The following is a 22498-nucleotide window of genomic DNA, read 5'->3' as shown; positions in this document are numbered from 1 at the left end:
GGAGCACCTACTGTCTACGGTACAAATGATATTCATTTATTCACAACAAAACTTATTATAACAATAATAGTTTTGGAATGTCAATTATTTATTGAAAGTAGAAGGATCAACTTTCACACCAGGGCCCATTGTAGTTGTTACAGAAACGTTTTTCATGTAAGTTCCTTTAGCAGCCGCAGGTTTAACTTTCATTAATGTATCATAGATAGTAGTGAAGTTTTCCACTAGTTTAGCATCCTCGAAAGATACTTTACCGATTGGAGCATGGATGTTTCCAGCTTTATCTACGCGGTATTCAACTTTACCAGCCTTGATTTCATTAACAGCTTTTGTTACGTCGAATGTTACTGTGCCAGTTTTAGGGTTAGGCATTAAACCTTTAGGTCCTAATACGCGGCCAAGTTTACCAACTTCACCCATCATGTCTGGAGTCGCAACGATTACATCGAATTCGAACCATCCTTGTTGGATTTTGTTGATGAAGTCAGATTCACCAACGTAGTCAGCACCAGCAGCTTCCGCTTCTTTTGCTTTTTCGCCTTTAGCGAATACTAATACGCGTTGAGTTTTACCAGTACCATTCGGTAGAACAACCGCTCCACGAATTTGTTGGTCAGCTTTCTTAGGGTCTACGCCTAAACGGAAAGCCACTTCAACAGTCGCATCGAATTTTGCGAAGTTTGCTTTTTTAGCAACTTCGATTGCTTCAGTTACAGCATAAGCCTTAGAAACTTCTACAAGCTTAGCTGCTTCAAGATACTTTTTACCTTTTTTCGCCATGATATAAATCCTCCTAAATTGTGGTTTTAACGGAATAACCTCCCACGAATAAAGGTTGCGAGTATCAATCGCAACCCCGTAGAAACAAATAGCAATTACATGGATCAGTCTTCGATGACAATACCCATGCTGCGAGCAGTACCTTCAACCATACGCATTGCAGCTTCAACGCTTGCAGCGTTTAGGTCAGGCATTTTAGTTTCAGCAATCTCGCGCACTTGATCACGCTTGACTGTAGCAACTTTATTACGGTTAGGTTCACCAGAACCAGACTCGATACCAGCTACTTTCTTAAGCAATACTGCAGCCGGTGGAGTTTTTGTAATGAATGTAAATGAACGGTCTTCAAATACCGTGATTTCAACAGGAATAATTAGACCAGCTTGATCTGCTGTACGAGCGTTGAACTCCTTACAGAATCCCATGATGTTTACACCAGCTTGACCTAATGCAGGACCGACTGGCGGTGCCGGATTCGCTTTACCAGCAGGAATTTGCAATTTAACCATTTTAATTACTTTTTTAGCCACGAGACACACCTCCTTATAAGTCCGTGATGTGGTAATAGGGGTATACCCTCCCACTCATCTTGAATTCTTTATATATTAATAAAGAATGCTTGTATCGTTGAGGCCTAAAAATTGAAACATACTGACCTTTGAAATTTTACCACTTTCAAAAGGTAATTTCAAGTTTTTTTCCGTTTATAATTTTTCCACTTGATTAAAATCAAGTTCAACCGGTGTATCACGGCCGAACATATTGACTAGGACCCTTACTTTACCTTTATCTTTATCAAGTTCTTCAATCGGCCCTGCAAAGGTTGCAAAAGGTCCTTCTTTAACTTGAACGGTTTCGCCGATTTCAAAATCAACTTCGAATTTACTTTCATCTACGCCCATTCGTTTAAGAACGACTTCAATTTCTTCCGGTAGCAACGCAGTCGGTTTTGACCCAGCTCCAGATGAACCTACGAAACCAGTTACACCAGGTGTATTCCGGACTACATACCAAGAATCATCCGTCATGATGATCTCAACTAATACATAACCTGGAAATACTTTCTTTTTGGTCACTTTCTTTTTGCCATCTTTCATTTCCGTTTCTTCTTCTTCTGGAACTACAACGCGAAAGATCTTATCTTCCATCCCCATAGTTTCCACACGTTTTTCCAAGTTAGCCTTAACTTTGTTCTCGTAACCTGAATAGGTGTGAACTACATACCAATTCTTTTCCATGTGTTAGGACTTTAAAGTCCTTCCCTCCCTGCAATCAATCATTTTCTTTATTAATCTTTATCTTTGAACGTTTTAGCCAAAAAGCCAATTCCGGCGTCATCCCGGCTTAACTAGAATATATTGTGATGATTCATATTACAGCAGTGCTCGATTTGGAACTTCTTCACTTCATAAAAAAGACAAATTAAAAAACCCGTTTCCGGGCTTTTCTGCTGACACATATTATTCTATCACTATTATACCTTATTTTCGAATCTCTTATTCAATAACTAAGCGAATTAATTCGGAAATGCCCAAATCGACCACTGTAAAGAAAAAAGCCATAAACAATACAGTCGTTACTACCACGATTGTATATTTGGTAAGCTCCTTGCGTTTCGGCCAGCTTACTTTTTGCATTTCGCGAGCGACACCGCTGAAAAATTCGGTAAAACGTTTCATGAATGTACCTCCAAGCATTAGAAGCTTCTGTCAATCTATTTATAAAACGGTTATTTCGTTTCTTTATGAATCGAGTGTGAGTTGCACGTACTGCAAAATTTCTTGATTTCCAGGCGTTCGCCGCTTGTCGATTGTTTGCTCTCATAACTATAATTTCTTGAACCGCAATCAATGCAGGCAAGAACTATTTTTTTTCGCATTAGATACACCTATCCTATCTACTATATCCATAAAACCTTATCACGGCTGTCTTTTATTGTCAATATCAAAGCAGGTTTAGCCCATTATGGATACCGGAAATCAAAATATCGGTTTCTAACATAGTGAATAATAAACTACCATGTGGAGAAGGGACAGATGAAATTAAGCGGAAAAAGCGGAGGGATTATAAACTGATTTCCCTTACTTCCAGATAGCGCTCGAGCTTTCTTTTCACCCGCTGAAGGGCGTTGTCGATTGACTTAACATGCCGGTTCAACTCTTCCGAAATTTCTTGGTAGGTTTGTCCATCCAGGTAAAGAGCTAACACTTTTCTCTCAAGATCACTCAGGAGCTCAGCCATCTTTAATTCGATATCGTCAAACTCTTCTTGGTTGATGATCAGTTCTTCCGGGTCCAAAACTTTCGTACCCGATATAATATCCATTAGAGTTCGGTCCGATTCCTCATCATAAATGGGTTTGTCCAGGGAAACATAGGAATTGAGCGGAATATGTTTTTGACGTGTTGCTGTTTTGATAGCTGTAATGATCTGCCTCGTAATGCACAGTTCTGCAAATGCTTTAAAGGAAGATAACTTATCCCCTTTAAAATCACGGACGGCTTTATATAAACCAATCATACCTTCTTGCACGATGTCTTCCTTATCTGCACCAATTAAGAAATAAGTCCTTGCCTTTGCTCTAACAAAATTACGATACTTTTGGATCAAGTAATCCAGCGCTTCACTGTCTCCAGTGTGTACCAACCTTATCAATTCATCATCCTCAAACTGCAGATACTTTTCGTTCAGTTTCATTCCGAATTTGAGACCCACATTATATCCCCCTGACCTGACTCAGATAGAAATATTATACAGCAGGTAAAATTTACCCGTCAATGGTTCAAATTTTACCCCGGCGCCATTTTTCGAAAATTTCTGCCACTTCTTCACTTAAAGGAATTTTAGCTGCAGGTTTTATCGTCGTTGTTTTTCTTACATCTTTCTTGATTTCCCCTTGAATTTCTTCCATTTCAATAAGCAATTCACGAGCGGATTTCCTTAGAGCCCCTTGACCAAAGATCACCCACTGTTCCGTGAAGTCAGAGGTTGCCACTTGAATTTGCGTTTTGACGTTATTCAGTTCAATGGCCATCTTTTCTATTCTTTCATCGGCAGTCTCATTTTCTTTTGTAAAAATTACGTCAACTTTGTGATTTTTGAATATACGGGCAATTCCCTGAACGTATTGAGCATCAAATACGATAATTACACGGTATCCGGTAAATGCTTGATATTCCGCCATCATTTCAATCAACCGGTCTCTTGCAGCAGCAAGATCCCTTTCTTTTAATTCTCTCAGTTCCGGCCAGGCTCCAATAATGTTATAACCGTCCACCAACAGAATATTCATCCCATCATTGCCCTAGGGGATTTCTTTTTCTATAAACCTCATACATCAATAAACCGGCTGCTACCGATGCATTTAACGATGTTACTTGTCCTGCCATAGGGAGACGGATGAGAAAGTCACATTTATCCTTCATTAACCGGGCCATACCTTTTCCTTCACTACCGATAACAAGTCCGATAGGCATTTTTCCGTCCATGTTACGGTAATCATCGCTTCCTTTCGCATCGGTACCGACTATCCATACTCCACGCTCTTTCAACTCTTCGACTGCCCTTGCCAAATTTGTAACGCGAGCTACCGGAATATATTCGATTGCACCCGTCGAGGCTTTGGCCACAGTTGCCGTCAAGCCCACCGCTCTTCTTTTCGGAATGATGATTCCATGGGCCCCGACTGCATCAGCGGTCCTCATGATTGAACCTAAATTATGCGGATCTTCAACTTCATCAAGAATCATGAAAAAAGGTGCTTCATCCCGTTCAGCCGCTTTTGCGAATAAGTCATCCAATTCCACATATTCATATGCAGCCACTTGTGCGACAACACCTTGATGGATGCCTTCTGCCATTTGGTCAATTTTTTTCTTCGGTACGATTTGCACGAATACCTTCTTTTCCTTAGCCAGACCGATGAGTGGAAGCATCGAGCCTTTTTGTGAGCCCTCAGCTATCCAAATTTTATTAATGTCCCGTTCGGAGCGAAGAGCTTCCAATACGGGGTTTCTGCCAATGATATATTCTTCGCTCATGGGTTACTCCCCTTTTCTTCTTCAATGTATTCAATAGATTTTTTGATAAGTTCTTCCATTCTTTCTATCCGACCGGATAAATACAAAAATCCCATTAGTGCCTCAAAGGCTGTACTGTAACGATACGTTTGCACATCTGTATTCTTCGGTACAGTACCGGATTTTGCATTTCGGCCGCGCCGAACGACGGCGGATTCCTCTTCCGATAACCAATCTGACTCCAGGAAAAAATGGATAATTTTATTTTGAGCCTTAGCCGCTACAAAAGATGTAGCTTTTTTGTGAAGAAGGTTGGGCTTGACCGCTCCTTTTTGAATGAGATGATGCCGGATATACGTTTCGTATACGGCATCACCTATATAAGCTAAAGCAAGACTGTTCAGCATTTTAGCATCTACCTTACTATCGTAATGAAGCATTAATTACCCTCTTTTCCATCTTGTACCTTGAGGGGTATCCTCTAATATGATGTTCATGTTTTTCAATCGATCACGAATTTCATCAGATAACCCAAAATTGCGGTCTTTCCGCGCTTGAATCCTCTGCTGGATCAAACCTTCAATTTCTTCATCCAAAAGCCCCTCTTCTTCAAGGGACAAACCTAGGACAGAAAATAAGATATTGAATTTTTCAAGGAACGCATCAATGACTTCCTTGTCTGTATTTTTCTCCATCAAGTAATAATTTGCCTGTTTGGAAAGTTCAAAGAGTATGGAAATTGCATTAGCAGTGTTAAAATCATCGTCCATTTCCTTAGTGAATTGTTCATGTAATTCATTAAGTTTCTCCAACCAAACATCATTATTCTCAGTCAATCCGTCGCTTACTTGAAGACGATGCTTTAAGTTTTGATAAGATGTCCGTAACCGATCAAGAGACGCTTTTACATTTTCAAGCACTTCTTCACTATAATTGATGGGATGACGGTAATGAACGGATAACATGAAGAAGCGTAACACTTGTGGGTCATGCTTCTGAATGATGTCATGAACAAGAACGAAATTGCCTAAGGACTTAGACATTTTTTCATTCTCAATATTTATATACCCGTTATGCATCCAATAATTCGCAAAGGTCTTGCCTGTTAATGCTTCGGATTGTGCAATTTCATTTTCATGATGCGGGAAAGCTAGATCTTGACCTCCTGCATGAATATCGATTGTATCCCCCAAATACTTTTTGACCATTGCGGAGCACTCGATATGCCAGCCAGGACGCCCTCTCCCCCATGGGCTCTCCCAAGATATTTCATCATCCTTGGCCGCTTTCCAAAGGGCAAAATCAAGGGCATCTTGTTTTTTCTCCCCAATTTCAATACGGGCCCCCACTCGCAACTCATCGATGGACTGATGTGAAAGTTTTCCATACCCATCAAACTTACGAGTGCGGTAATACACATCCCCTTCAGATTCATAAGCGAATCCTTTCTCAATTAATGCCGAGATGAATTCAATGATTGCATCCATGTTCTCCATTACGGTTGGGTGAGCATCCGCTTTTTTGCAGCCCAATGCCGAAACGTCTTCAAAATAAGCCTTGATGAATCGCTCTGATATGGTTGGGACATCTTCCCCCAATTCTTTTGCCGCACGAATCAGCTTATCATCCACATCCGTAAAGTTCGAAACGAATTGCACATCATATCCACGGTAATCCAAATACCTACGAACGGTATCAAAAACGATTGCCGGTCTTGCATTCCCAATATGAATGTAATTGTAGACAGTGGGTCCACATACGTACATTTTCACCTTTCCCTCTTCAATTGGGACGAAGGTTTCCTTTTTTCTTGTAGCTGTGTTATATATTTTAATCGCCATATTATAGACTCCTTTCTTCCTGCTTCTGTTCAGCCAGCTTCGCTCTTAAGGACCTGATCTCGCTATCCAATTCCTTAAAGCGATCATTAATTGGATCAGGAAGATCACAATGATTTAGGTCTTTGTTGATTTTGATACCATCTTGAATGACCACTTTACCTGGAATGCCCACAACTGTTGAATTAGGTGGCACTTCCTTTAAAACGACTGATCCGGCACCGATTTTGGAGTTTTCACCAACAGTAATGGAACCCAGCACTTTTGCTCCTGTTGCAATCAACACATTATCCTTTATCGTAGGATGACGTTTTCCCTTTTCCTTTCCCGTCCCCCCTAGGGTTACACCTTGAAAGACAGACACATTGTCACCAATTTCACAAGTTTCGCCAATGACGATCCCCATTCCGTGGTCAATGAAGAAACGACGGCCAATGGTGGCCCCTGGATGGATTTCAATTCCGGTAAAAAACCGACTGATTTGAGATATACTTCTCGCCAGGAAAAAGAACTTCTTCTTAAATAGTGCGTGAGCCATCCTATGGCTCCAAATAGCATGTAAACCCGCATACGTCAAAATGACTTCGAAATAACTGCGTGCAGCAGGATCTTGATCAAAAACCACTTCGATATCCTCTTTAAACATCTTTAACAAAATGATCCCCCCCTATGTCCCTTTTCCAACATCCCCTTTGAAGCTTTTAAAGCATATAAAAAAGCGTCTCTGTCCAAATAGACAGAGACGCTTTTAGCGCGGTTCCACTCTGTTTGGGATGCACGAAGCAGGTAAAGCGTTCCCCTGTTTTTTTCATCCCCAACTTTAATCCCTGTAACGGAGGACATTCCGCCTGTGCCTACTATAGGTTAGTTCAGCAAAGGACTCAAGGGTGCATTTCAGACAACGAGAGGCTTGAACCACTTTCAGCAGGTTATGGTTCTCTCTAAAAAGCTTCGTTTGCTTACTTCTCCCCATCTACGCGTTCTTTTGTAAGATTATTAAATACTATATTACATTTTCGACAAATTGTTAATATAAAATACTCTGAATTCGCTGTTTAATTTTTTCTTTGCCCAGTAATGAAATCGCCTTAGGCAAGTCAGGGCCATGTGTTTGACCCGTGACGGCAGCCCTTATCGGCATGAATAATTTTTTCCCTTTATGCCCTGTGCTTTTTTGTACCGCTTTTATCGACTTCTTGATTTCGTCCGCTTTAAATTCTTCAAGCCCCTCGATTTCCTGAAGGAAAGCTTTCATGACTTCAGGTACCTGTTCTTCAGCCAACACTTCCTTAGCTTCTGGCTCGAACTCGACCTCATCCTTGAAAAACAGTTCAGATAGCTCAACTATTTCCGCTCCATAGCTCATCTGCTCTTGAAAAAGGGAAACTAGGCCGTGTACCCACTCTGCTTCTTCAGCAGTTAGTGTCTCCGAAACCTTCCCTGCTTTAATTAAGTGAGGCATTGACAATTCCACTGCACGATCGCTGTCCAATTGCTTCACGTATTGGTTATTCATCCATGTAAGCTTTTGCTTATCGAAAAGTGCAGGTGATTTAGACAATCGATCTGCATCGAAAAGATTAATGAACTCTTCTTTCGTGAAAATCTCTTCCTCCCCAACCGGAGACCATCCTAGTAACGTAATGAAATTGAATAAAGCTTCAGGTACATAACCAAGCTCTTCATATTGCTCAATGAATTGAATGATCGACTCATCACGTTTACTCAGTTTCTTCCTGCTTTCGTTTACAATCAGCGTCATATGTCCGAATACCGGCGGTTCCCATCCAAATGCTTCATAAATCATCAATTGTTTTGGAGTATTGGAGATATGGTCATCACCACGCAGGACATGGGAAATCTTCATCAAGTGATCATCGACTGCAACTGCAAAGTTATAGGTTGGGATTCCATCTTTTTTAACGATAACAAAATCACCAAAACCATCTGTTTCAAACGAAACGTCATCCTTAACCATATCTTTGAAAGTAAGGACTTTCCCCGCTGGAACGGCAAAGCGAATGCTTGGTTTTCTTCCTTCAGCCACCAGTTTCGCTTGCTCTTCTTCAGTTAAATGCTTGCACTTCCCTGAATATTTTGGCGTTTCGTTCCGTTCGACCTGTCCTTCTCGCTCTGCTTCAAGCTCTTCTTCCGTACAATAGCATTTATAAGCCAAACCCTTACCTAAAAGTTCTTGATATAATTCCTGATAAAGGTCGTTCCGTTCGGATTGACGATATGGACCGTATTCACCGCCAACATCAACACCTTCATCCCAGTCCATTCCAAGCCATTTCAAATATTTAAGCTGACTTTCCTCGCCGCCTTCAATATTCCTCTTTTGGTCGGTATCTTCAATGCGGATGATGAACTTCCCGCCTTTATTTCGTGCGTATAAATAATTAAATAAAGCCGTCCGTGCATTACCTATATGTAAATGTCCAGTAGGACTCGGTGCATAGCGAACTCGAATATCGCTGCTCATGATATATATAGACCTCCCAGTCGTTCTTTTCTATTGTTTATTTTATCATTTATATACATTGGGATAAAGGCATCCACTCTAAAAATGAATTTAGTTAGATTTAACTAATAAGACAACAGCCTGTGCCGCGATTCCTTCGCTTCTGCCTGTAAACCCAAGTTTCTCAGTAGTGGTCGCCTTTACATTAATTCTATCTATCGAGGCATCTAAAAGTTCTGCAATCCTGCCTCGCATCGCTTCAATATATGGTGCCATTTTCGGGCTTTGTGCAATGATTGTACAATCCGCATTGCCTAGGGTATATCCTTCTTTTTTTACAATCGCCCAAATATACTGCAGCAGTTTTGCCGAATCGGCATCTTTAAATTCAGGATCCGTATCCGGAAAATGCTTTCCGATATCCCCTGCACCAATTGCCCCCAAGCAAGCATCAGCAACAGTATGCAGAAGGACATCCGCATCAGAATGACCTAGCAAACCTTTCTCATGCGGAATAGTAATTCCACCAATAATCAAAGGTCTTCCCTCAACAAGCTGATGAACGTCATATCCTTGTCCAATTCGAAACATATCATTCTCCCCAATCATCATTTTCCATGTTTTTTATGTAAAATCGCTTCTGCAAAATAAAGGTCTTCCTGAGTCGTAATTTTAATATTATCATAATTGCCCTCAATAATAACTACCTGTTCATTGATCCGTTCTAGCAAACTTGCATCGTCCGTCCCTAAAAATGCTTCAGCCTCTGCCTCTTCATGCGCCCTTTTTAATATGGATACACGAAAAGCCTGTGGAGTTTGTACCGCCCACAAGCTTGATCGTTCCACCGTTTCCAATACCTTTTTGTTTGCCGCTTTTTTAATCGTATCCTTAACTGGCACTGCAATAACGGCACCTCCATGAAGGGAAGCGGCGGTAGTCAATTCACTGATTTGCCCCAGATCGATAAAAGGGCGAGCTCCGTCATGGACCAGGATGATTTCTTCTCCTGCATGTTGCAGCCCATTATAAACGCTTTGTTGGCGCTCCTTGCCGCCCATGACGAGTTTCTTGACCTTTTTAAGCCCATACTTTGATATCAATTGACTGAAATAATCCTTTTCTGCCGGGTTTATCGAAAGGATAATCCCCCGACAGTCAGGATCTTCTTCGAAGACACGTAGTGTATAAACAATAATCGGGATACCCGATAGTTCAATAAAAAGTTTATTCTTGCCCGCCTTCATTCTTTTTCCTTGTCCAGCTGCAGGTATCACTACTTCATAAAACATGACGGTTTCTCCTACTCTTCTTTATAATGCTTTTTCTAATAGTTTCGGTTTAGCGAATATCATACGACCTGCAGAGGTTTGCAGTACACTTGTGACAAGTACATCGATGCGTTTTCCAATATGGTCACGGCCACCCTCGACAACGATCATTGTACCATCGTCTAAATAAGCGATGCCCTGGTTCTGCTCTTTCCCGTCCTTAATGACCTGTACATTCATCTCTTCCCCAGGAAGTACAACAGGTTTAACGGCATTGGCTAGGTCATTGATATTAAGGACCGCCACATTTTGAAACTCACATACTTTATTTAAATTGAAATCATTGGTAACGACCATTCCGCCCGATATTTTGGCAAGCTTCACCAGTTTACTGTCCACTTCCTGAATATCTTCAAAATCTCCCTCATACATCTCCACCTTAATCGGAAGGTCTTTTTGAATCCGATTAAGGATATCCAAACCACGTCTTCCACGATTCCTTTTCAAGGCATCAGATGAATCAGCAATGTGCTGTAGTTCGTTTAATACGAATTGAGGGATGACTATGGTCCCCTCTAGAAATCCTGTCTGACAGATATCCGCAATTCTGCCGTCAATGATGACGCTTGTATCGAGAATCTTCAGCCGCTTGCTATAACCCTCTTCATCCTCTTCGCCTGCTTCACCCTCGGAATTCTTTTTCTTATTATTTTTCGTGAATAGATTCAATAGTTCATCCCGTTTTTTAAAGCCCACCTGGAAACCAAGATAACCAAATAAAAGCGTAAGGATGATCGGAACCACCTTGATGGCACTGAAGGCGGAGCCAACCAGGAACGCCGCAAGCAGCCCCACTAAAAGACCGACGCTGCCAAAGATTATGTCCGTAATTGGTATCTTAACAAGCTGTTCCTCCAGCCACTTCATAAAATAGATCACATGATCTACTGCCCAAAAAGTAATAAGATAAAAGATAATGGCACCCAACAGTACACTTACATAAGGATTGTTTATTAAAGCAATATCATCTGCATGTAAAACAATTAATAATTCTGGAATAAGTAACATTCCCAGTGTTCCGCCGACTATTAAGAAGCATGCTTGTATAATGCGTTTTAACATCCCTTTCACCTCCCTCTATTCATTATTGACCAATAAAATAAAATGAAACCTTCGAAAATTCGTTTTCATTATATACGTGAAATTCACCTAAGGAATTAGTGGATTTACAAATATGACTCCTTCTCTATTTCGTAATATTAGCCTAGCACCCTGAGTTTTGAGTGTCAAAAATAAACACTATTCATTTCAAGCTAATTCAGGAAAATTTTAATGGCAAGCTGCACATTACATCCTTCTATTTGTAACCAGTTGATTTTTTAAAATACGGAGCCCCTCTTTAATTTTATTGGCACGGACTTCGCCAATACCCTCTACATCGTCAAGGTTTTCAACCGTTGCTTTATTGACTTCGCTAAAGCTTCCGAACTGTTTCACTAAATTTTCGATGATCAAACCCGGCAAGCGTGGGATTTTATGAAGAATACGGTAACCACGGGGGTGTACTGACTCATCAAGATGTATGTATCCGTGATAGCCCAGCACCTTTAGAAGTATGCTTTCGTCCAGTTTTTCCTGCATCGCCAACTCTTGAAGCCGAGAAATGATTTCCTCAGGTTTTTCATCATTGCTGGAGGTATAATCCTTGATAAGCCACTTCCCTTCCGTTTCAATATCCGCCAGGATCTCATTCATCTGCAGACGGATCAATCTTCCTTCCGTACCAAGCTCATTAAGATACGTTAATAGCTCCGCCTTGATTCTGAGTACCATTACATAACGGTGAAATACCTGCAAAAGGTCGGCATAGGTCACGATTTCCTCAAACTCCAGTGCTCCTAATACCGATATGCTCTGCTGTAGAACCACCTTGTATTTTTCCAAGGTTTGAATGGCTAAATTAGCCTTGGCGAGTATGACTCCTATATCTTTGAGGGCATACCGGAAATTGCCTTGATATAAAGTTATGACATTCCGACGTTGTGAGATTGCAATGACCAACGATTTGGTCTCCCTTGCTACACGTTCCGCTGTCCGATGCCGCATTCCCGTTTCTGTGGAAGGTGTACTATTATCGGGAACTAATTGGGCATTTGCGAAAATGATCGTATCGGCCTTTTCATTTAAAATGATGGCCCCGTCCATCTTCGCCAGCTCATACAATGTACTTGGGGTACAGTTACAGTTAATTTCGAAGCCGCCATCTACAATCGTTCGAACCTTCTCGTTATATCCGACCACTATCAAACCACCCGTATTTGCCCTCAGGACATTTTCAATACCCTCCCGAAGCGGGGTACCCGGAGCTACAATTTGCAGAATCTCCAGTTTTGTTTTCTCATACCCTTTTTTATCTGTCATACTTAACCCCCTAACACTTGTTGAAGAGCCTCTGAAACCGATGAAACACCAACGATCTTAATACCTTTTGGCGCAGTCCATCCCCCTATATTATTCGCCGGTATTATAACCCGCTCAAACCCTAGTTTTGCTGCTTCCTGCACCCTTTGCTCAATTCGTGACACCCTTCTTACCTCCCCTGTCAGCCCCACTTCACCAATGATGCAATCGGCAGGGTTTGTTGGTTTATCACGGAAGCTCGAGGCAATGCTGATTGCGACAGCGAGATCAATTGCCGGTTCATCCAGCTTGACACCACCAGCAACCTTTAAATACGCATCTTGATTTTGGAGCAACAGGCCCACCCTCTTTTCCAGAACAGCCATTAAGAGCGAAACCCGATTGTGGTCAATCCCTGTGGCCATCCGCCTTGGATTGCCAAAACTCGTAGGTGAAATCAATGCTTGAATTTCGACAAGCACTGGCCTTGTTCCTTCCATGGATGCAACGACTGTAGAACCAGACGCTCCTTGCGACCGTTCTTCAAGGAAAATTTCCGATGGATTCGCAACCTCTTCCAAGCCATGTTCTTTCATTTCAAAAATACCCATCTCATTCGTCGAACCAAAGCGGTTCTTGACCGCACGTATAATTCGATATGTATGGTGTCTTTCTCCCTCGAAATATAAAACGGTGTCTACCATATGCTCTAGCAGCCGAGGCCCTGCAATGGTACCTTCCTTTGTAACATGCCCGACGATAAAGATCGCAATCCCATTCGTTTTAGCAATACGCATGAGTGAGGCTGTGCACTCCCTCACTTGTGAAACGCTTCCCGGAGCAGATGTAACCTCCGAATGGTACACCGTTTGAATGGAGTCAATAATGACCAAATCCGGTTTCACCTCTGTAATCGCCTGTTGGATATAGTCCATATCGGTTTCAGCATAAACCAGTAGATTTTCTGACATGGTCCCAAGCCGATCCGCTCTCAACTTGGTCTGCTTGACTGATTCTTCGCCTGATATATAAAGCACTTTTTTCTGTTTATGCGCCAATTGGGAAGATACCTGCAAAAGTAGGGTCGATTTACCGATACCCGGATCCCCCCCAATCAAAACAAGGGATCCCTGTACGATCCCGCCCCCAAGAGCACGATTCAATTCCATTAAATCCGTCTTAATCCGGGGTTCTTTTTCTGATTGAATAGTAGTTATGGGTGCTGCCTTCTCCCGCTCTCCGGAACCTCTGACCTCTGAATTGGTAAATGCACCTTTTCTAGCAGGTTTAACGATTTCAGTTTCCTCGACCATTTTGTTCCATTCACCGCATCCTGGGCATTTCCCCATCCATTTCGCTGACTCATATCCACAAGACTGACACATAAATTTGGTTTTCTTTTTTACAGCCATAAATTACTCCTCTTCCTTTGGAAAAAATACCTATATTAAGGATATTATACCTCCGTTTTATTTAAACCTTCTTAAGGCTAAGTTTTTTTAAAAAAATAACTACTCTAACTCTACCTTGTCCGACTTATACTCATTTCTACCTACGGATAAAAAACAGAGGTACACTGCAAAAAAATCTGCGTGTACCTCGAAGTTTAGAATCAGGTTATTCACTTATATTGACAGGCTCGCCTTGTCGGATTGCAAACTCATTATTCACAACATCCATCACGACCGTTTGCCCTTTTTTCACATTACCTTTAAGCAACTCTTCGGAGAGATAATCTTCTACATGCTTCTGAAGTGCCCTGCGGATTGGTCGTGCCCCATATTCAGGATCAAAACCTTCCGTAGCAATTTTTTCTCTAGCCGCATCTGTCAGCTCCAAGTAAATTTCCTGTTCTTTCAAACGGGTAGTAAGTTGATTCGACATCAATGTAACGATTTGTTTCAAATGGTCCTTCTCTAATGAGTGGAAAACGATAGTTTCGTCAATACGATTCAGGAATTCCGGACGGAATGCACGTTTGAGTTCTTCCATCACTTTCCCTTTCATATTCTTGTAGTCCTGGCCAGTATCCTGGATGTTAAAGCCGACATACTTATCAGTTTTTAAGGCAGACGCCCCTACATTCGATGTCATAATCAGAATGGTATTCCTGAAATCTACAGTACGCCCCTTGGAATCCGTCAGTCTTCCGTCTTCCAATACTTGCAGAAGAATATTGAAGACATCGGGATGTGCCTTTTCTATTTCATCAAGCAGAACGACGGAATATGGTTTCCTCCGCACCTTTTCCGTTAACTGCCCGCCTTCTTCATATCCAACATATCCTGGAGGTGATCCAACAAGACGTGAAGTTGAATGTTTCTCCATATATTCGGACATATCAATGCGGATCATTGCATCTTCATCACCAAAAATGGATTCAGCTAAAGCTCGGGCTAGCTCGGTTTTACCCACCCCTGTAGGTCCCAGAAAGATGAATGAACCAATTGGACGTTTAGGATCTTTCAAACCTGCTCTTGCACGCCGTACTGCTTTAGAAACCGCAATGACGGCCTCTTCCTGCCCGATTACGCGATCGTGGAGGATTGATTCCATATTAAGCAGTTTATCTGACTCTGTTTGCGCCAGTTTTGTGACTGGAACTCCAGTCCAGCTGGATACGACGTGTGCAATGTCATCCACAGTCACTTCACTGTTCTCTTGCCCTTGTTTTTCTTTCCAAGTCTTTTTCGTTTCTTCCAATTGTTCTCTTAAGCGTTGTTCTGTATCGCGAAGCGATGCAGCTTTTTCAAATTCCTGGCTTTGAACGGAAGCATCCTTTTCCTTACGGACATCATCTAGCTTCACTTCAAGTTCCTTTAAGTTTGGAGGCGTAGTGTATGAGCGCAACCGAACCTTGGATCCAGCTTCATCAATCAAGTCAATCGCTTTATCCGGTAAAAAGCGATCGGAAATATAACGGTCGGATAATTTGACTGCGGCATCAATCGCTTCATCCGTAATCGATACACGGTGATGGGCTTCATAACGGTCACGCAAACCCTTTAGAATTTGAATGGACTCTTGCATAGTTGGTTCATCGACCTGGATTGGCTGGAAACGACGTTCAAGCGCAGCATCTTTTTCAATATACTTTCGGTACTCATCCAAAGTAGTAGCACCGATACATTGTAATTCACCACGGGCCAATGATGGTTTAAGGATATTCGAAGCATCGATGGCACCTTCTGCACCGCCTGCACCAATCAATGTGTGCAATTCATCGATGAATAAGATGATATTACCCGCTTGACGAATTTCGTCCATTACTTTCTTCAATCGGTCCTCAAATTCACCACGGTATTTAGTACCAGCCACAACAGTACCCATATCAAGTGTCATTACGCGTTTATCACGTAAAATTTCAGGTACCTCATTATTGATGATCTGTTGGGCAAGACCTTCAGCAATGGCAGTTTTACCTACCCCAGGTTCACCAATCAATACTGGGTTATTTTTTGTACGGCGGCTTAATACTTCAATGACACGCTGTATTTCCTTACTTCTTCCGATAACGGGATCCAAGCTTCCTTCCCGGGCAATGGCCGTTAAATCACGGGCAAGGCCATCCAAAGTCGGTGTGCTTGCATTTGAGGCAGCTGAACCTTGATGACCACCTGATTCATTGCTTCCCAAAAGTTGTAATACCTGCTGTCGAGCTTTATTTAAGCTAACTCCCAGATTATTCAACACGCGGGCAGCTACACCTTCCCCTTCTCGTATCAAACCTAGAAGTACATGTTCTGTTCCAACATATGAGTGACCTAATTTTCTTGCCTCATCCATGGAAAGCTCAATGACTTTCTTGGCTCTTGGGGTATAATGTATCGTTTGAGCCGTATCCTGTCCACGGCCAATTAAATTTTCCACTTCTTTCTGTATCTTATCCGGACCCAATCCAAGTGCATATAACGCTTTGGCTGCAATGCCATCACCTTCTCGGACAAGGCCCAGTAAAATATGTTCCGTGCCAATATTATTATGACCTAAACGGATTGCCTCTTCTTGGGCTAATGCTAATACTTTCTGGGCTCTTTCAGTAAAACGACCAAACATCATAGGGAATTCCTCCTTAAGAATTTTCGTTTTGAATAAAATTGCTGACAATTCTCTAAGTAATGGCAGAAGCTTCTTCTTGCCCCAAATCTATTACATGAATATTGGTACTCACTCAGAGGTTAATGACCTCTATGAGGAGGTAGATTCCGTTAAATTCAAGCGTTCTCGTATGAGTGCTGCTCTCCGGATATCCCTTTCATGGGATCTTAGAGGGCCACCTGCGTACTTTTGTAAAAATCCCGACTGTGTCAAAATCATCAACTCATTAAGAATGCTTTTAGAAATATTTTTTATATACCCAAGATCTATACCTAGCCTAACATCGGAGATACAGGTAGCTGCTTCCTTGGTCTCAATGATTCGAGCATTGGACAATATCCCATATGAACGGAAAACCCTATCTTCTAATTGTATGTGGGAAGTCCTAACTAATGCATCCCTCGCTGAGCGTTCCTGAGCTATGATTTGCTGCACTACACTCGTTAGATCTTCAACGATATCCCTCTCCGACTTTCCAAGAGTGATTTGATTAGAGATTTGAAAGATATTCCCCAACGCTTGACTGCCCTCTCCATAAATCCCTCGAACCACCAACCCCAATTGATTGATAGCCGGTATGATATTATTTATCTGCTGTGTAAGGACCAGACCGGGCAGATGCATCATGACTGAGGCCCTTAATCCTGTCCCCACATTAGTTGGACAACTAGTTAGGTATCCTCTTTCTTCATCATATGCATAGTCTATGGATTCTTCAATCCAATCGTCAAGAACATTTGCAATCTTTAAGGTTTCCTTTAGCTGCAACCCCGACATTAAACACTGAATACGGAGATGATCCTCTTCGTTTATCATGATACTTATTTCTTCATTTTCCGAAAGAAGACATGCGCTTTTCGCTGAACCTTCAACTAAATGAGGACTGATTAAATGTTTTTCAACGAGAACGCGCTTTTCCAGTGGCTGTAATTGGTCAATCTCTAAAAGTTCCAGTTTTCCAATTTCCGGAGTTACTTCCTGTTCAATTCTTTTTTTGACCAATTCAATAATTTTTTTAGCTTCTTCGTTAGAAAAGGAGGTTGGGAAGGTAAAGTCTTTGAAATTCCTGGCTAACCGAATCCTGGAACTCAATACAATATCCATCTCCGGCCCTTCGGCACTCATCCAGGAACTCAAGGCGTTTTCTACAAACTTTTCCAAGCTCATAGTTCCTCGCCTCCCTCTTGTGCTTCATACCTTTTTTCAAGGGAACGGACCTTATCTCTTACCTCAGCCGCTTTCTCAAACTCCTCTTCATTAATGTGATTCTTTAAAACTTCTTTCAAGTCCAGAATTTGCTTTCGAAGATATATGGTGCCACCAATCCTTTTTGGAATTTTCCCTATATGTGCTGTATTGCCGCTATGAACCCTCTTTAAAATAGGGTTTAACTGATCATTGAATGTTTTATAACATTCGGCACAGCCAAACTTACCAATATGGACAAATTCTTTATAAGATCGATGACAATGCGGGCAACGCGCCTCTTCCGTTTTCGGAAATGCATTTGCCTTTGTCTGTTGAATATTCGACTCCATATTCAACAATCCTGCTAATAAATTATTTATTGAAAAAACAGGTCCACCTGCATCCATGAACATCTCACCTTTTTCCTGAGCACATTTCTCACAAATCATTACTTCAGTCTTTTTTCCATTGATGATTTTGGTGAAGTGTAGGGTAGCAGGCCTCTGATGACATTCTTGGCAAATCAACGTTCATCACCTCTGCCAGTTTCATTTATATTTTAAAGTCGTAAGCATCGCAGTTAAAATTCTTGACCTAAGCTCATCGCGGTCAGGTAGGTCGATATAAATCACAGATCTATCTATGACGCTCATCATAATCTTTGCTTCTCTTTCATTGATGACTTCCTCATTCATCAGCCGGGAAATTACTCCTTCAGCCATTGATTGGGTTACCCTAGAACCAATAAGCGATAATAATTGGTTAATAAGTTGCACGGAATCCTGCGATTCCACTTTCATGATGCGTATATAACCACCGCCTCCACGCTTACTCTCTACAACATAACCTCTCTCGATTGTAAACCTGGTATTGATTACGTAATTGATTTGAGAAGGAACACACTGAAATTTATCTGCTATTTCACTTCTTTTAATCTCTAAGATATCTTTTTGACTTATTTCCAGTACTTGCTTCAAATAAGTTTCGATAACATCAGATATGTTTCTCACTCAGCCTCCTCCAATCTGACTTTGACTATATTTGACTATTATTATACAAGGAAAAATGCATTTTGCAACTTAAACGCACTTTCTTTCTGTAATATCCATTTTCTCCAAATTATATGTAGTTACATACCTCATTGAACATTAAAGTTAAAATATCTTACATAAATACCCTAAAAGATAAATGCAAAACCTGCAATTTTTTCTTACCTTTAAGACTTCTTCACTAATCAGAATATCAAAAAAGACCAGCCGAATGGCTGATCTTTTAAATGGCTTGGCGGCGTCCTACTCTCACAGGGGGAAACCCCCAACTACCATCGGCGCTGAAGAGCTTAACTGCCGTGTTCGGAATGGGAACGGGTGTGACCTCTTCGCTATCGCCACCAAACATATCAGGAACGTTGTTCCTTCAAAACTAGATAATAAGAAGGTATTTCATTTTTTAAAAAGCGTTGGTTAAGTCCTCGATCTATTAGTATCAGTCAGCTCCACATGTCGCCACGCTTCCACCTCTGACCTATCAACCTGATCATCTTTCAGGGATCTTACTAGCTTGCGCCATGGGAAATCTCATCTTGAGGGGGGCTTCATGCTTAGATGCTTTCAGCACTTATCCCGTCCGCACGTAGCTACCCAGCTATGCCTTTGGCAAGACAACTGGTACACCAGCGGTGCGTCCATCCCGGTCCTCTCGTACTAAGGACAGCTCCTCTCAAATTTCCTGCGCCCGCGACGGATAGGGACCGAACTGTCTCACGACGTTCTGAACCCAGCTCGCGTACCGCTTTAATGGGCGAACAGCCCAACCCTTGGGACCGACTACAGCCCCAGGATGCGATGAGCCGACATCGAGGTGCCAAACCTCCCCGTCGATGTGGACTCTTGGGGGAGATAAGCCTGTTATCCCCGGGGTAGCTTTTATCCGTTGAGCGATGGCCCTTCCATGCGGAACCACCGGATCACTAAGCCCGACTTTCGTCCCTGCTCGACTTGTAGGTCTCGCAGTCAAGCTCCCTTGTGCCTTTACACTCTACGAATGATTTCCAACCATTCTGAGGGAACCTTTGGGCGCCTCCGTTACTCTTTAGGAGGCGACCGCCCCAGTCAAACTGCCCACCTGACACTGTCTCCCACCCCGATAAGGGGCGCGGGTTAGAATTTCAATACAGCCAGGGTAGTATCCCACCAACGCCTCCACCGAAGCTAGCGCTCCGGCTTCTCAGGCTCCTACCTATCCTGTACAAGCTGTACCAAAATTCAATATCAGGCTGCAGTAAAGCTCCACGGGGTCTTTCCGTCCTGTCGCGGGTAACCTGCATCTTCACAGGTACTATAATTTCACCGAGTCTCTCGTTGAGACAGTGCCCAGATCGTTACACCTTTCGTGCGGGTCGGAACTTACCCGACAAGGAATTTCGCTACCTTAGGACCGTTATAGTTACGGCCGCCGTTTACTGGGGCTTCGGTTCAAAGCTTCGCTTGCGCTAACCTCTCCCCTTAACCTTCCAGCACCGGGCAGGTGTCAGCCCCTATACTTCGCCTTGCGGCTTCGCAGAGACCTGTGTTTTTGCTAAACAGTCGCCTGGGCCTATTCACTGCGGCTTTTCCGGGCTATTCACCCTAAAAAGCACCCCTTCTCCCGAAGTTACGGGGTCATTTTGCCGAGTTCCTTAACGAGAGTTCTCTCGCACACCTTAGGATTCTCTCCTCGCCTACCTGTGTCGGTTTGCGGTACGGGCACCTTACATCTCACTAGAGGCTTTTCTTGGCAGCGTGGAATCAGGAACTTCGGTACTATATTTCCCTCGCCATCACAGCTCCGCCTTAATGGAAACGGGATTTGCCTCGTTTCCGGCCTAACTGCTTGGACGCGCATATCCAACAGCGCGCTTACCCTATCCTTCTGCGTCCCCCCATCGTTCAAACGATGTATAGGTGGTACAGGAATATCAACCTGTTGTCCATCGCCTACGCCTTTCGGCCTCGGCTTAGGTCCCGACTAACCCTGAGCGGACGAGCCTTCCTCAGGAAACCTTAGGCATTCGGTGGAAGGGATTCTCACCCTTCTTTCGCTACTCATACCGGCATTCTCACTTCTAAGCGCTCCACCAGTCCTTCCGGTCTGACTTCAACGCCCTTAGAACGCTCTCCTACCATCGACACCAAAATGGTGTCAATCCACAGCTTCGGTGATACGTTTAGCCCCGGTACATTTTCGGCGCGGAGTCACTCGACCAGTGAGCTATTACGCACTCTTTAAATGGTGGCTGCTTCTGAGCCAACATCCTGGTTGTCTAAGCAACTCCACATCCTTTTCCACTTAACGTATACTTTGGGACCTTAGCTGGTGGTCTGGGCTGTTTCCCTTTCGACTACGGATCTTATCACTCGCAGTCTGACTCCCAAGAATAAGTATTTGGCATTCGGAGTTTGACTGAATTCGGTAACCCGTTGGGGGCCCCTAGTCCAATCAGTGCTCTACCTCCAATACTCTCATCTTGAGGCTAGCCCTAAAGCTATTTCGGAGAGAACCAGCTATCTCCAGGTTCGATTGGAATTTCTCCGCTACCCACACCTCATCCCCGCACTTTTCAACGTGCGTGGGTTCGGGCCTCCATTCAGTGTTACCTGAACTTCACCCTGGACATGGGTAGATCACCTGGTTTCGGGTCTACGACCTCATACTCATTCGCCCTATTCAGACTCGCTTTCGCTGCGGCTCCGTCTTATCAACTTAACCTCGCATGAAATCGTAACTCGCCGGTTCATTCTACAAAAGGCACGCCATTACCCATTAACGGGCTTTGACTACTTGTAGGCACACGGTTTCAGGATCTATTTCACTCCCCTTCCGGGGTGCTTTTCACCTTTCCCTCACGGTACTGGTTCACTATCGGTCACTAGGGAGTATTTAGCCTTGGGAGATGGTCCTCCCTGCTTCCGACGGGATTTCTCGTGTCCCGCCGTACTCAGGATCCACTCAGGAGGGAACGAAGTTTCAACTACAGGGTTTTTACCTTCTTTGACGGACCTTTCCAGATCACTTCATTTACCCCGTTCCTTTGTAACTCCATGTTGAGTGTCCTACAACCCCAAGAGGCAAGCCTCTTGGTTTGGGCTAATTCCGTTTCGCTCGCCGCTACTCAGGAAATCGCATTTGCTTTCTCTTCCTCCGGGTACTTAGATGTTTCAGTTCCCCGGGTCTGCCTTCAGTACCCTATGTATTCAGGTAAAGATACTGTTCCATTACGAACAGTGGGTTTCCCCATTCGGAAATCTCCGGATCAAAGCTTACTTACAGCTCCCCGAAGCATATCGGTGTTAGTCCCGTCCTTCATCGGCTCCTAGTGCCAAGGCATCCACCGTGCGCCCTTTCTAACTTAACCGTTAAAAAAGATCTTACTGATGCTTTGAAAAAAATTAATTGCCTTCT

General features: G+C 42.9%; 21 protein-coding genes, 2 rRNA genes and 2 other annotated features (1 of these 25 cut by a window edge). All 23 genes read right to left on the bottom strand.

Translation table 11 applies throughout. The annotated features are described in order from the left end of the window. Nucleotides 1-38 (bottom strand) — a sequence feature (ribosomal protein L10 leader region) (it extends 113 nt beyond the left edge of the window). A 46-nt stretch (nt 39-84) separates the two neighbouring features. Continuing rightward, entirely contained in the window at nt 85-780 is a 696-nt protein-coding gene (rplA, locus tag UP17_RS00625) for a 50S ribosomal protein L1 (protein WP_061440375.1), read from the bottom strand. 104 nt (nt 781-884) lie between these two features. Beyond that, nucleotides 885-1310, bottom strand: coding sequence for a 50S ribosomal protein L11 (gene rplK / locus UP17_RS00620; RefSeq protein WP_034305057.1), 426 nt, complete (start codon nt 1308-1310; stop codon nt 885-887). 174 nt (nt 1311-1484) lie between these two features. Beyond that, nucleotides 1485-2018: a transcription termination/antitermination protein NusG gene (nusG, locus tag UP17_RS00615; RefSeq protein ID WP_061440374.1), complete on the bottom strand. Its 534-nt coding sequence runs from the start codon at nt 2016-2018 to the stop codon at nt 1485-1487. A 258-nt stretch (nt 2019-2276) separates the two neighbouring features. Next, nucleotides 2277-2459 carry a preprotein translocase subunit SecE gene (gene secE, locus UP17_RS00610; RefSeq protein ID WP_061440373.1) on the bottom strand — a complete coding sequence of 61 codons (183 nt, stop codon included), beginning with the start codon at nt 2457-2459 and terminating at the stop codon, nt 2277-2279. A 50-nt stretch (nt 2460-2509) separates the two neighbouring features. Beyond that, a complete protein-coding gene (gene rpmG, locus UP17_RS25875) occupies nt 2510-2659 on the bottom strand; it encodes a 50S ribosomal protein L33 (protein ID WP_081108654.1) in 150 nt (49 codons plus the stop codon). Between the two features lie 185 nt (nt 2660-2844). Next, nucleotides 2845-3477 carry an RNA polymerase sporulation sigma factor SigH gene (sigH, locus tag UP17_RS00605; RefSeq protein WP_089364078.1) on the bottom strand — a complete coding sequence of 211 codons (633 nt, stop codon included), beginning with the start codon at nt 3475-3477 and terminating at the stop codon, nt 2845-2847. An 85-nt stretch (nt 3478-3562) separates the two neighbouring features. Continuing rightward, on the bottom strand, nt 3563-4072 hold the full coding sequence (locus UP17_RS00600; protein ID WP_061440371.1) for an NYN domain-containing protein: 510 nt from the start codon (nt 4070-4072) through the stop codon (nt 3563-3565). Nucleotides 4073-4076: 4 nt separating this feature from the next. Then, nucleotides 4077-4820: a 23S rRNA (guanosine(2251)-2'-O)-methyltransferase RlmB gene (gene rlmB, locus UP17_RS00595; protein ID WP_061440370.1), complete on the bottom strand. Its 744-nt coding sequence runs from the start codon at nt 4818-4820 to the stop codon at nt 4077-4079. Then, nucleotides 4817-5239, bottom strand: a complete 423-nt coding sequence (locus UP17_RS00590; RefSeq protein ID WP_034305071.1) for a Mini-ribonuclease 3 — start codon at nt 5237-5239, stop codon at nt 4817-4819. Before UP17_RS00590 ends, rlmB begins: the two co-directional genes overlap by 4 nt. A gap of 3 nt (nt 5240-5242) precedes the next feature. After that, nucleotides 5243-6640 carry a cysteine--tRNA ligase gene (cysS, locus tag UP17_RS00585; protein WP_061440369.1) on the bottom strand — a complete coding sequence of 466 codons (1398 nt, stop codon included), beginning with the start codon at nt 6638-6640 and terminating at the stop codon, nt 5243-5245. Between the two features lies 1 nt (nt 6641). Beyond that, nucleotides 6642-7292 (bottom strand): serine O-acetyltransferase, encoded by a 651-nt coding sequence (cysE, locus tag UP17_RS00580; RefSeq protein WP_061440368.1) that lies wholly within the window; start codon nt 7290-7292, stop codon nt 6642-6644. 80 nt (nt 7293-7372) lie between these two features. Next, nucleotides 7373-7622: a binding site (T-box leader), on the bottom strand. Nucleotides 7623-7664: 42 nt separating this feature from the next. Next, complete coding sequence (gltX, locus tag UP17_RS00570; protein ID WP_061440366.1) at nt 7665-9122, bottom strand: glutamate--tRNA ligase; 1458 nt, start codon at nt 9120-9122, stop codon at nt 7665-7667. Nucleotides 9123-9212: 90 nt separating this feature from the next. After that, complete coding sequence (ispF, locus tag UP17_RS00565; protein WP_061440365.1) at nt 9213-9692, bottom strand: 2-C-methyl-D-erythritol 2,4-cyclodiphosphate synthase; 480 nt, start codon at nt 9690-9692, stop codon at nt 9213-9215. 17 nt (nt 9693-9709) lie between these two features. Continuing rightward, nucleotides 9710-10393, bottom strand: coding sequence for a 2-C-methyl-D-erythritol 4-phosphate cytidylyltransferase (ispD, locus tag UP17_RS00560; protein ID WP_061440364.1), 684 nt, complete (start codon nt 10391-10393; stop codon nt 9710-9712). Nucleotides 10394-10414: 21 nt separating this feature from the next. After that, entirely contained in the window at nt 10415-11494 is a 1080-nt protein-coding gene (locus tag UP17_RS00555; protein ID WP_061440363.1) for a PIN/TRAM domain-containing protein, read from the bottom strand. Nucleotides 11495-11719: 225 nt separating this feature from the next. Then, complete coding sequence (disA, locus tag UP17_RS00550) at nt 11720-12793, bottom strand: DNA integrity scanning diadenylate cyclase DisA (protein ID WP_061440362.1); 1074 nt, start codon at nt 12791-12793, stop codon at nt 11720-11722. A gap of 2 nt (nt 12794-12795) precedes the next feature. Next, nucleotides 12796-14184 carry a DNA repair protein RadA gene (gene radA / locus UP17_RS00545; protein ID WP_061440359.1) on the bottom strand — a complete coding sequence of 463 codons (1389 nt, stop codon included), beginning with the start codon at nt 14182-14184 and terminating at the stop codon, nt 12796-12798. A 205-nt stretch (nt 14185-14389) separates the two neighbouring features. Continuing rightward, nucleotides 14390-16831, bottom strand: coding sequence for an ATP-dependent protease ATP-binding subunit ClpC (gene clpC, locus UP17_RS00540; RefSeq protein WP_061440358.1), 2442 nt, complete (start codon nt 16829-16831; stop codon nt 14390-14392). Between the two features lie 129 nt (nt 16832-16960). Continuing rightward, nucleotides 16961-18037, bottom strand: coding sequence for a protein-arginine kinase McsB (locus UP17_RS00535; RefSeq protein WP_061440357.1), 1077 nt, complete (start codon nt 18035-18037; stop codon nt 16961-16963). After that, the gene (locus UP17_RS00530) at nt 18034-18585 is read right to left on the bottom strand and encodes a protein-arginine kinase activator protein McsA (protein WP_061440356.1); all 552 of its coding nucleotides are present in this window, start codon (nt 18583-18585) and stop codon (nt 18034-18036) included. Before UP17_RS00530 ends, UP17_RS00535 begins: the two co-directional genes overlap by 4 nt. A gap of 21 nt (nt 18586-18606) precedes the next feature. Continuing rightward, complete coding sequence (locus UP17_RS00525; RefSeq protein ID WP_061440355.1) at nt 18607-19068, bottom strand: CtsR family transcriptional regulator; 462 nt, start codon at nt 19066-19068, stop codon at nt 18607-18609. A 269-nt stretch (nt 19069-19337) separates the two neighbouring features. After that, a 5S ribosomal RNA gene (gene rrf, locus UP17_RS00520) occupies nt 19338-19453 on the bottom strand. Nucleotides 19454-19517: 64 nt separating this feature from the next. Further along, nucleotides 19518-22451: ribosomal RNA gene (locus tag UP17_RS00515) — 23S ribosomal RNA — on the bottom strand. Nucleotides 22452-22498: the final 47 nt, after the last annotated feature.

The sequence above is a fragment of the Peribacillus simplex genome, from assembly GCF_001578185.1.
GTDB lineage: Bacteria > Bacillota > Bacilli > Bacillales > DSM-1321 > Peribacillus > Peribacillus simplex_A.
This window is presented reverse-complemented; position numbering and strand designations above follow the sequence as displayed.

What these genes read in the sequence shown, in the direction of transcription:
- clpC (WP_061440358.1), bottom strand. Translation starts at nt 16,831, where the DNA reads ATGATGTTTGGTCGTTTTACTGAAAGAGCCCAGAAAGTATTAGCATTA.
- UP17_RS00600 (WP_061440371.1), bottom strand. Translation starts at nt 4,072, where the DNA reads ATGAATATTCTGTTGGTGGACGGTTATAACATTATTGGAGCCTGGCCG.
- UP17_RS00535 (WP_061440357.1), bottom strand. Translation starts at nt 18,037, where the DNA reads ATGAGCTTGGAAAAGTTTGTAGAAAACGCCTTGAGTTCCTGGATGAGT.
- UP17_RS00555 (WP_061440363.1), bottom strand. Translation starts at nt 11,494, where the DNA reads ATGTTAAAACGCATTATACAAGCATGCTTCTTAATAGTCGGCGGAACA.
- radA (WP_061440359.1), bottom strand. Translation starts at nt 14,184, where the DNA reads ATGGCTGTAAAAAAGAAAACCAAATTTATGTGTCAGTCTTGTGGATAT.
- ispF (WP_061440365.1), bottom strand. Translation starts at nt 9,692, where the DNA reads ATGTTTCGAATTGGACAAGGATATGACGTTCATCAGCTTGTTGAGGGA.
- rpmG (WP_081108654.1), bottom strand. Translation starts at nt 2,659, where the DNA reads ATGCGAAAAAAAATAGTTCTTGCCTGCATTGATTGCGGTTCAAGAAAT.
- rplA (WP_061440375.1), bottom strand. Translation starts at nt 780, where the DNA reads ATGGCGAAAAAAGGTAAAAAGTATCTTGAAGCAGCTAAGCTTGTAGAA.
- disA (WP_061440362.1), bottom strand. Translation starts at nt 12,793, where the DNA reads ATGACAGATAAAAAAGGGTATGAGAAAACAAAACTGGAGATTCTGCAA.
- nusG (WP_061440374.1), bottom strand. Translation starts at nt 2,018, where the DNA reads ATGGAAAAGAATTGGTATGTAGTTCACACCTATTCAGGTTACGAGAAC.
- ispD (WP_061440364.1), bottom strand. Translation starts at nt 10,393, where the DNA reads ATGTTTTATGAAGTAGTGATACCTGCAGCTGGACAAGGAAAAAGAATG.
- UP17_RS00590 (WP_034305071.1), bottom strand. Translation starts at nt 5,239, where the DNA reads ATGCTTCATTACGATAGTAAGGTAGATGCTAAAATGCTGAACAGTCTT.
- secE (WP_061440373.1), bottom strand. Translation starts at nt 2,459, where the DNA reads ATGAAACGTTTTACCGAATTTTTCAGCGGTGTCGCTCGCGAAATGCAA.
- gltX (WP_061440366.1), bottom strand. Translation starts at nt 9,122, where the DNA reads ATGAGCAGCGATATTCGAGTTCGCTATGCACCGAGTCCTACTGGACAT.
- cysS (WP_061440369.1), bottom strand. Translation starts at nt 6,640, where the DNA reads ATGGCGATTAAAATATATAACACAGCTACAAGAAAAAAGGAAACCTTC.
- sigH (WP_089364078.1), bottom strand. Translation starts at nt 3,477, where the DNA reads ATGAAACTGAACGAAAAGTATCTGCAGTTTGAGGATGATGAATTGATA.
- rlmB (WP_061440370.1), bottom strand. Translation starts at nt 4,820, where the DNA reads ATGAGCGAAGAATATATCATTGGCAGAAACCCCGTATTGGAAGCTCTT.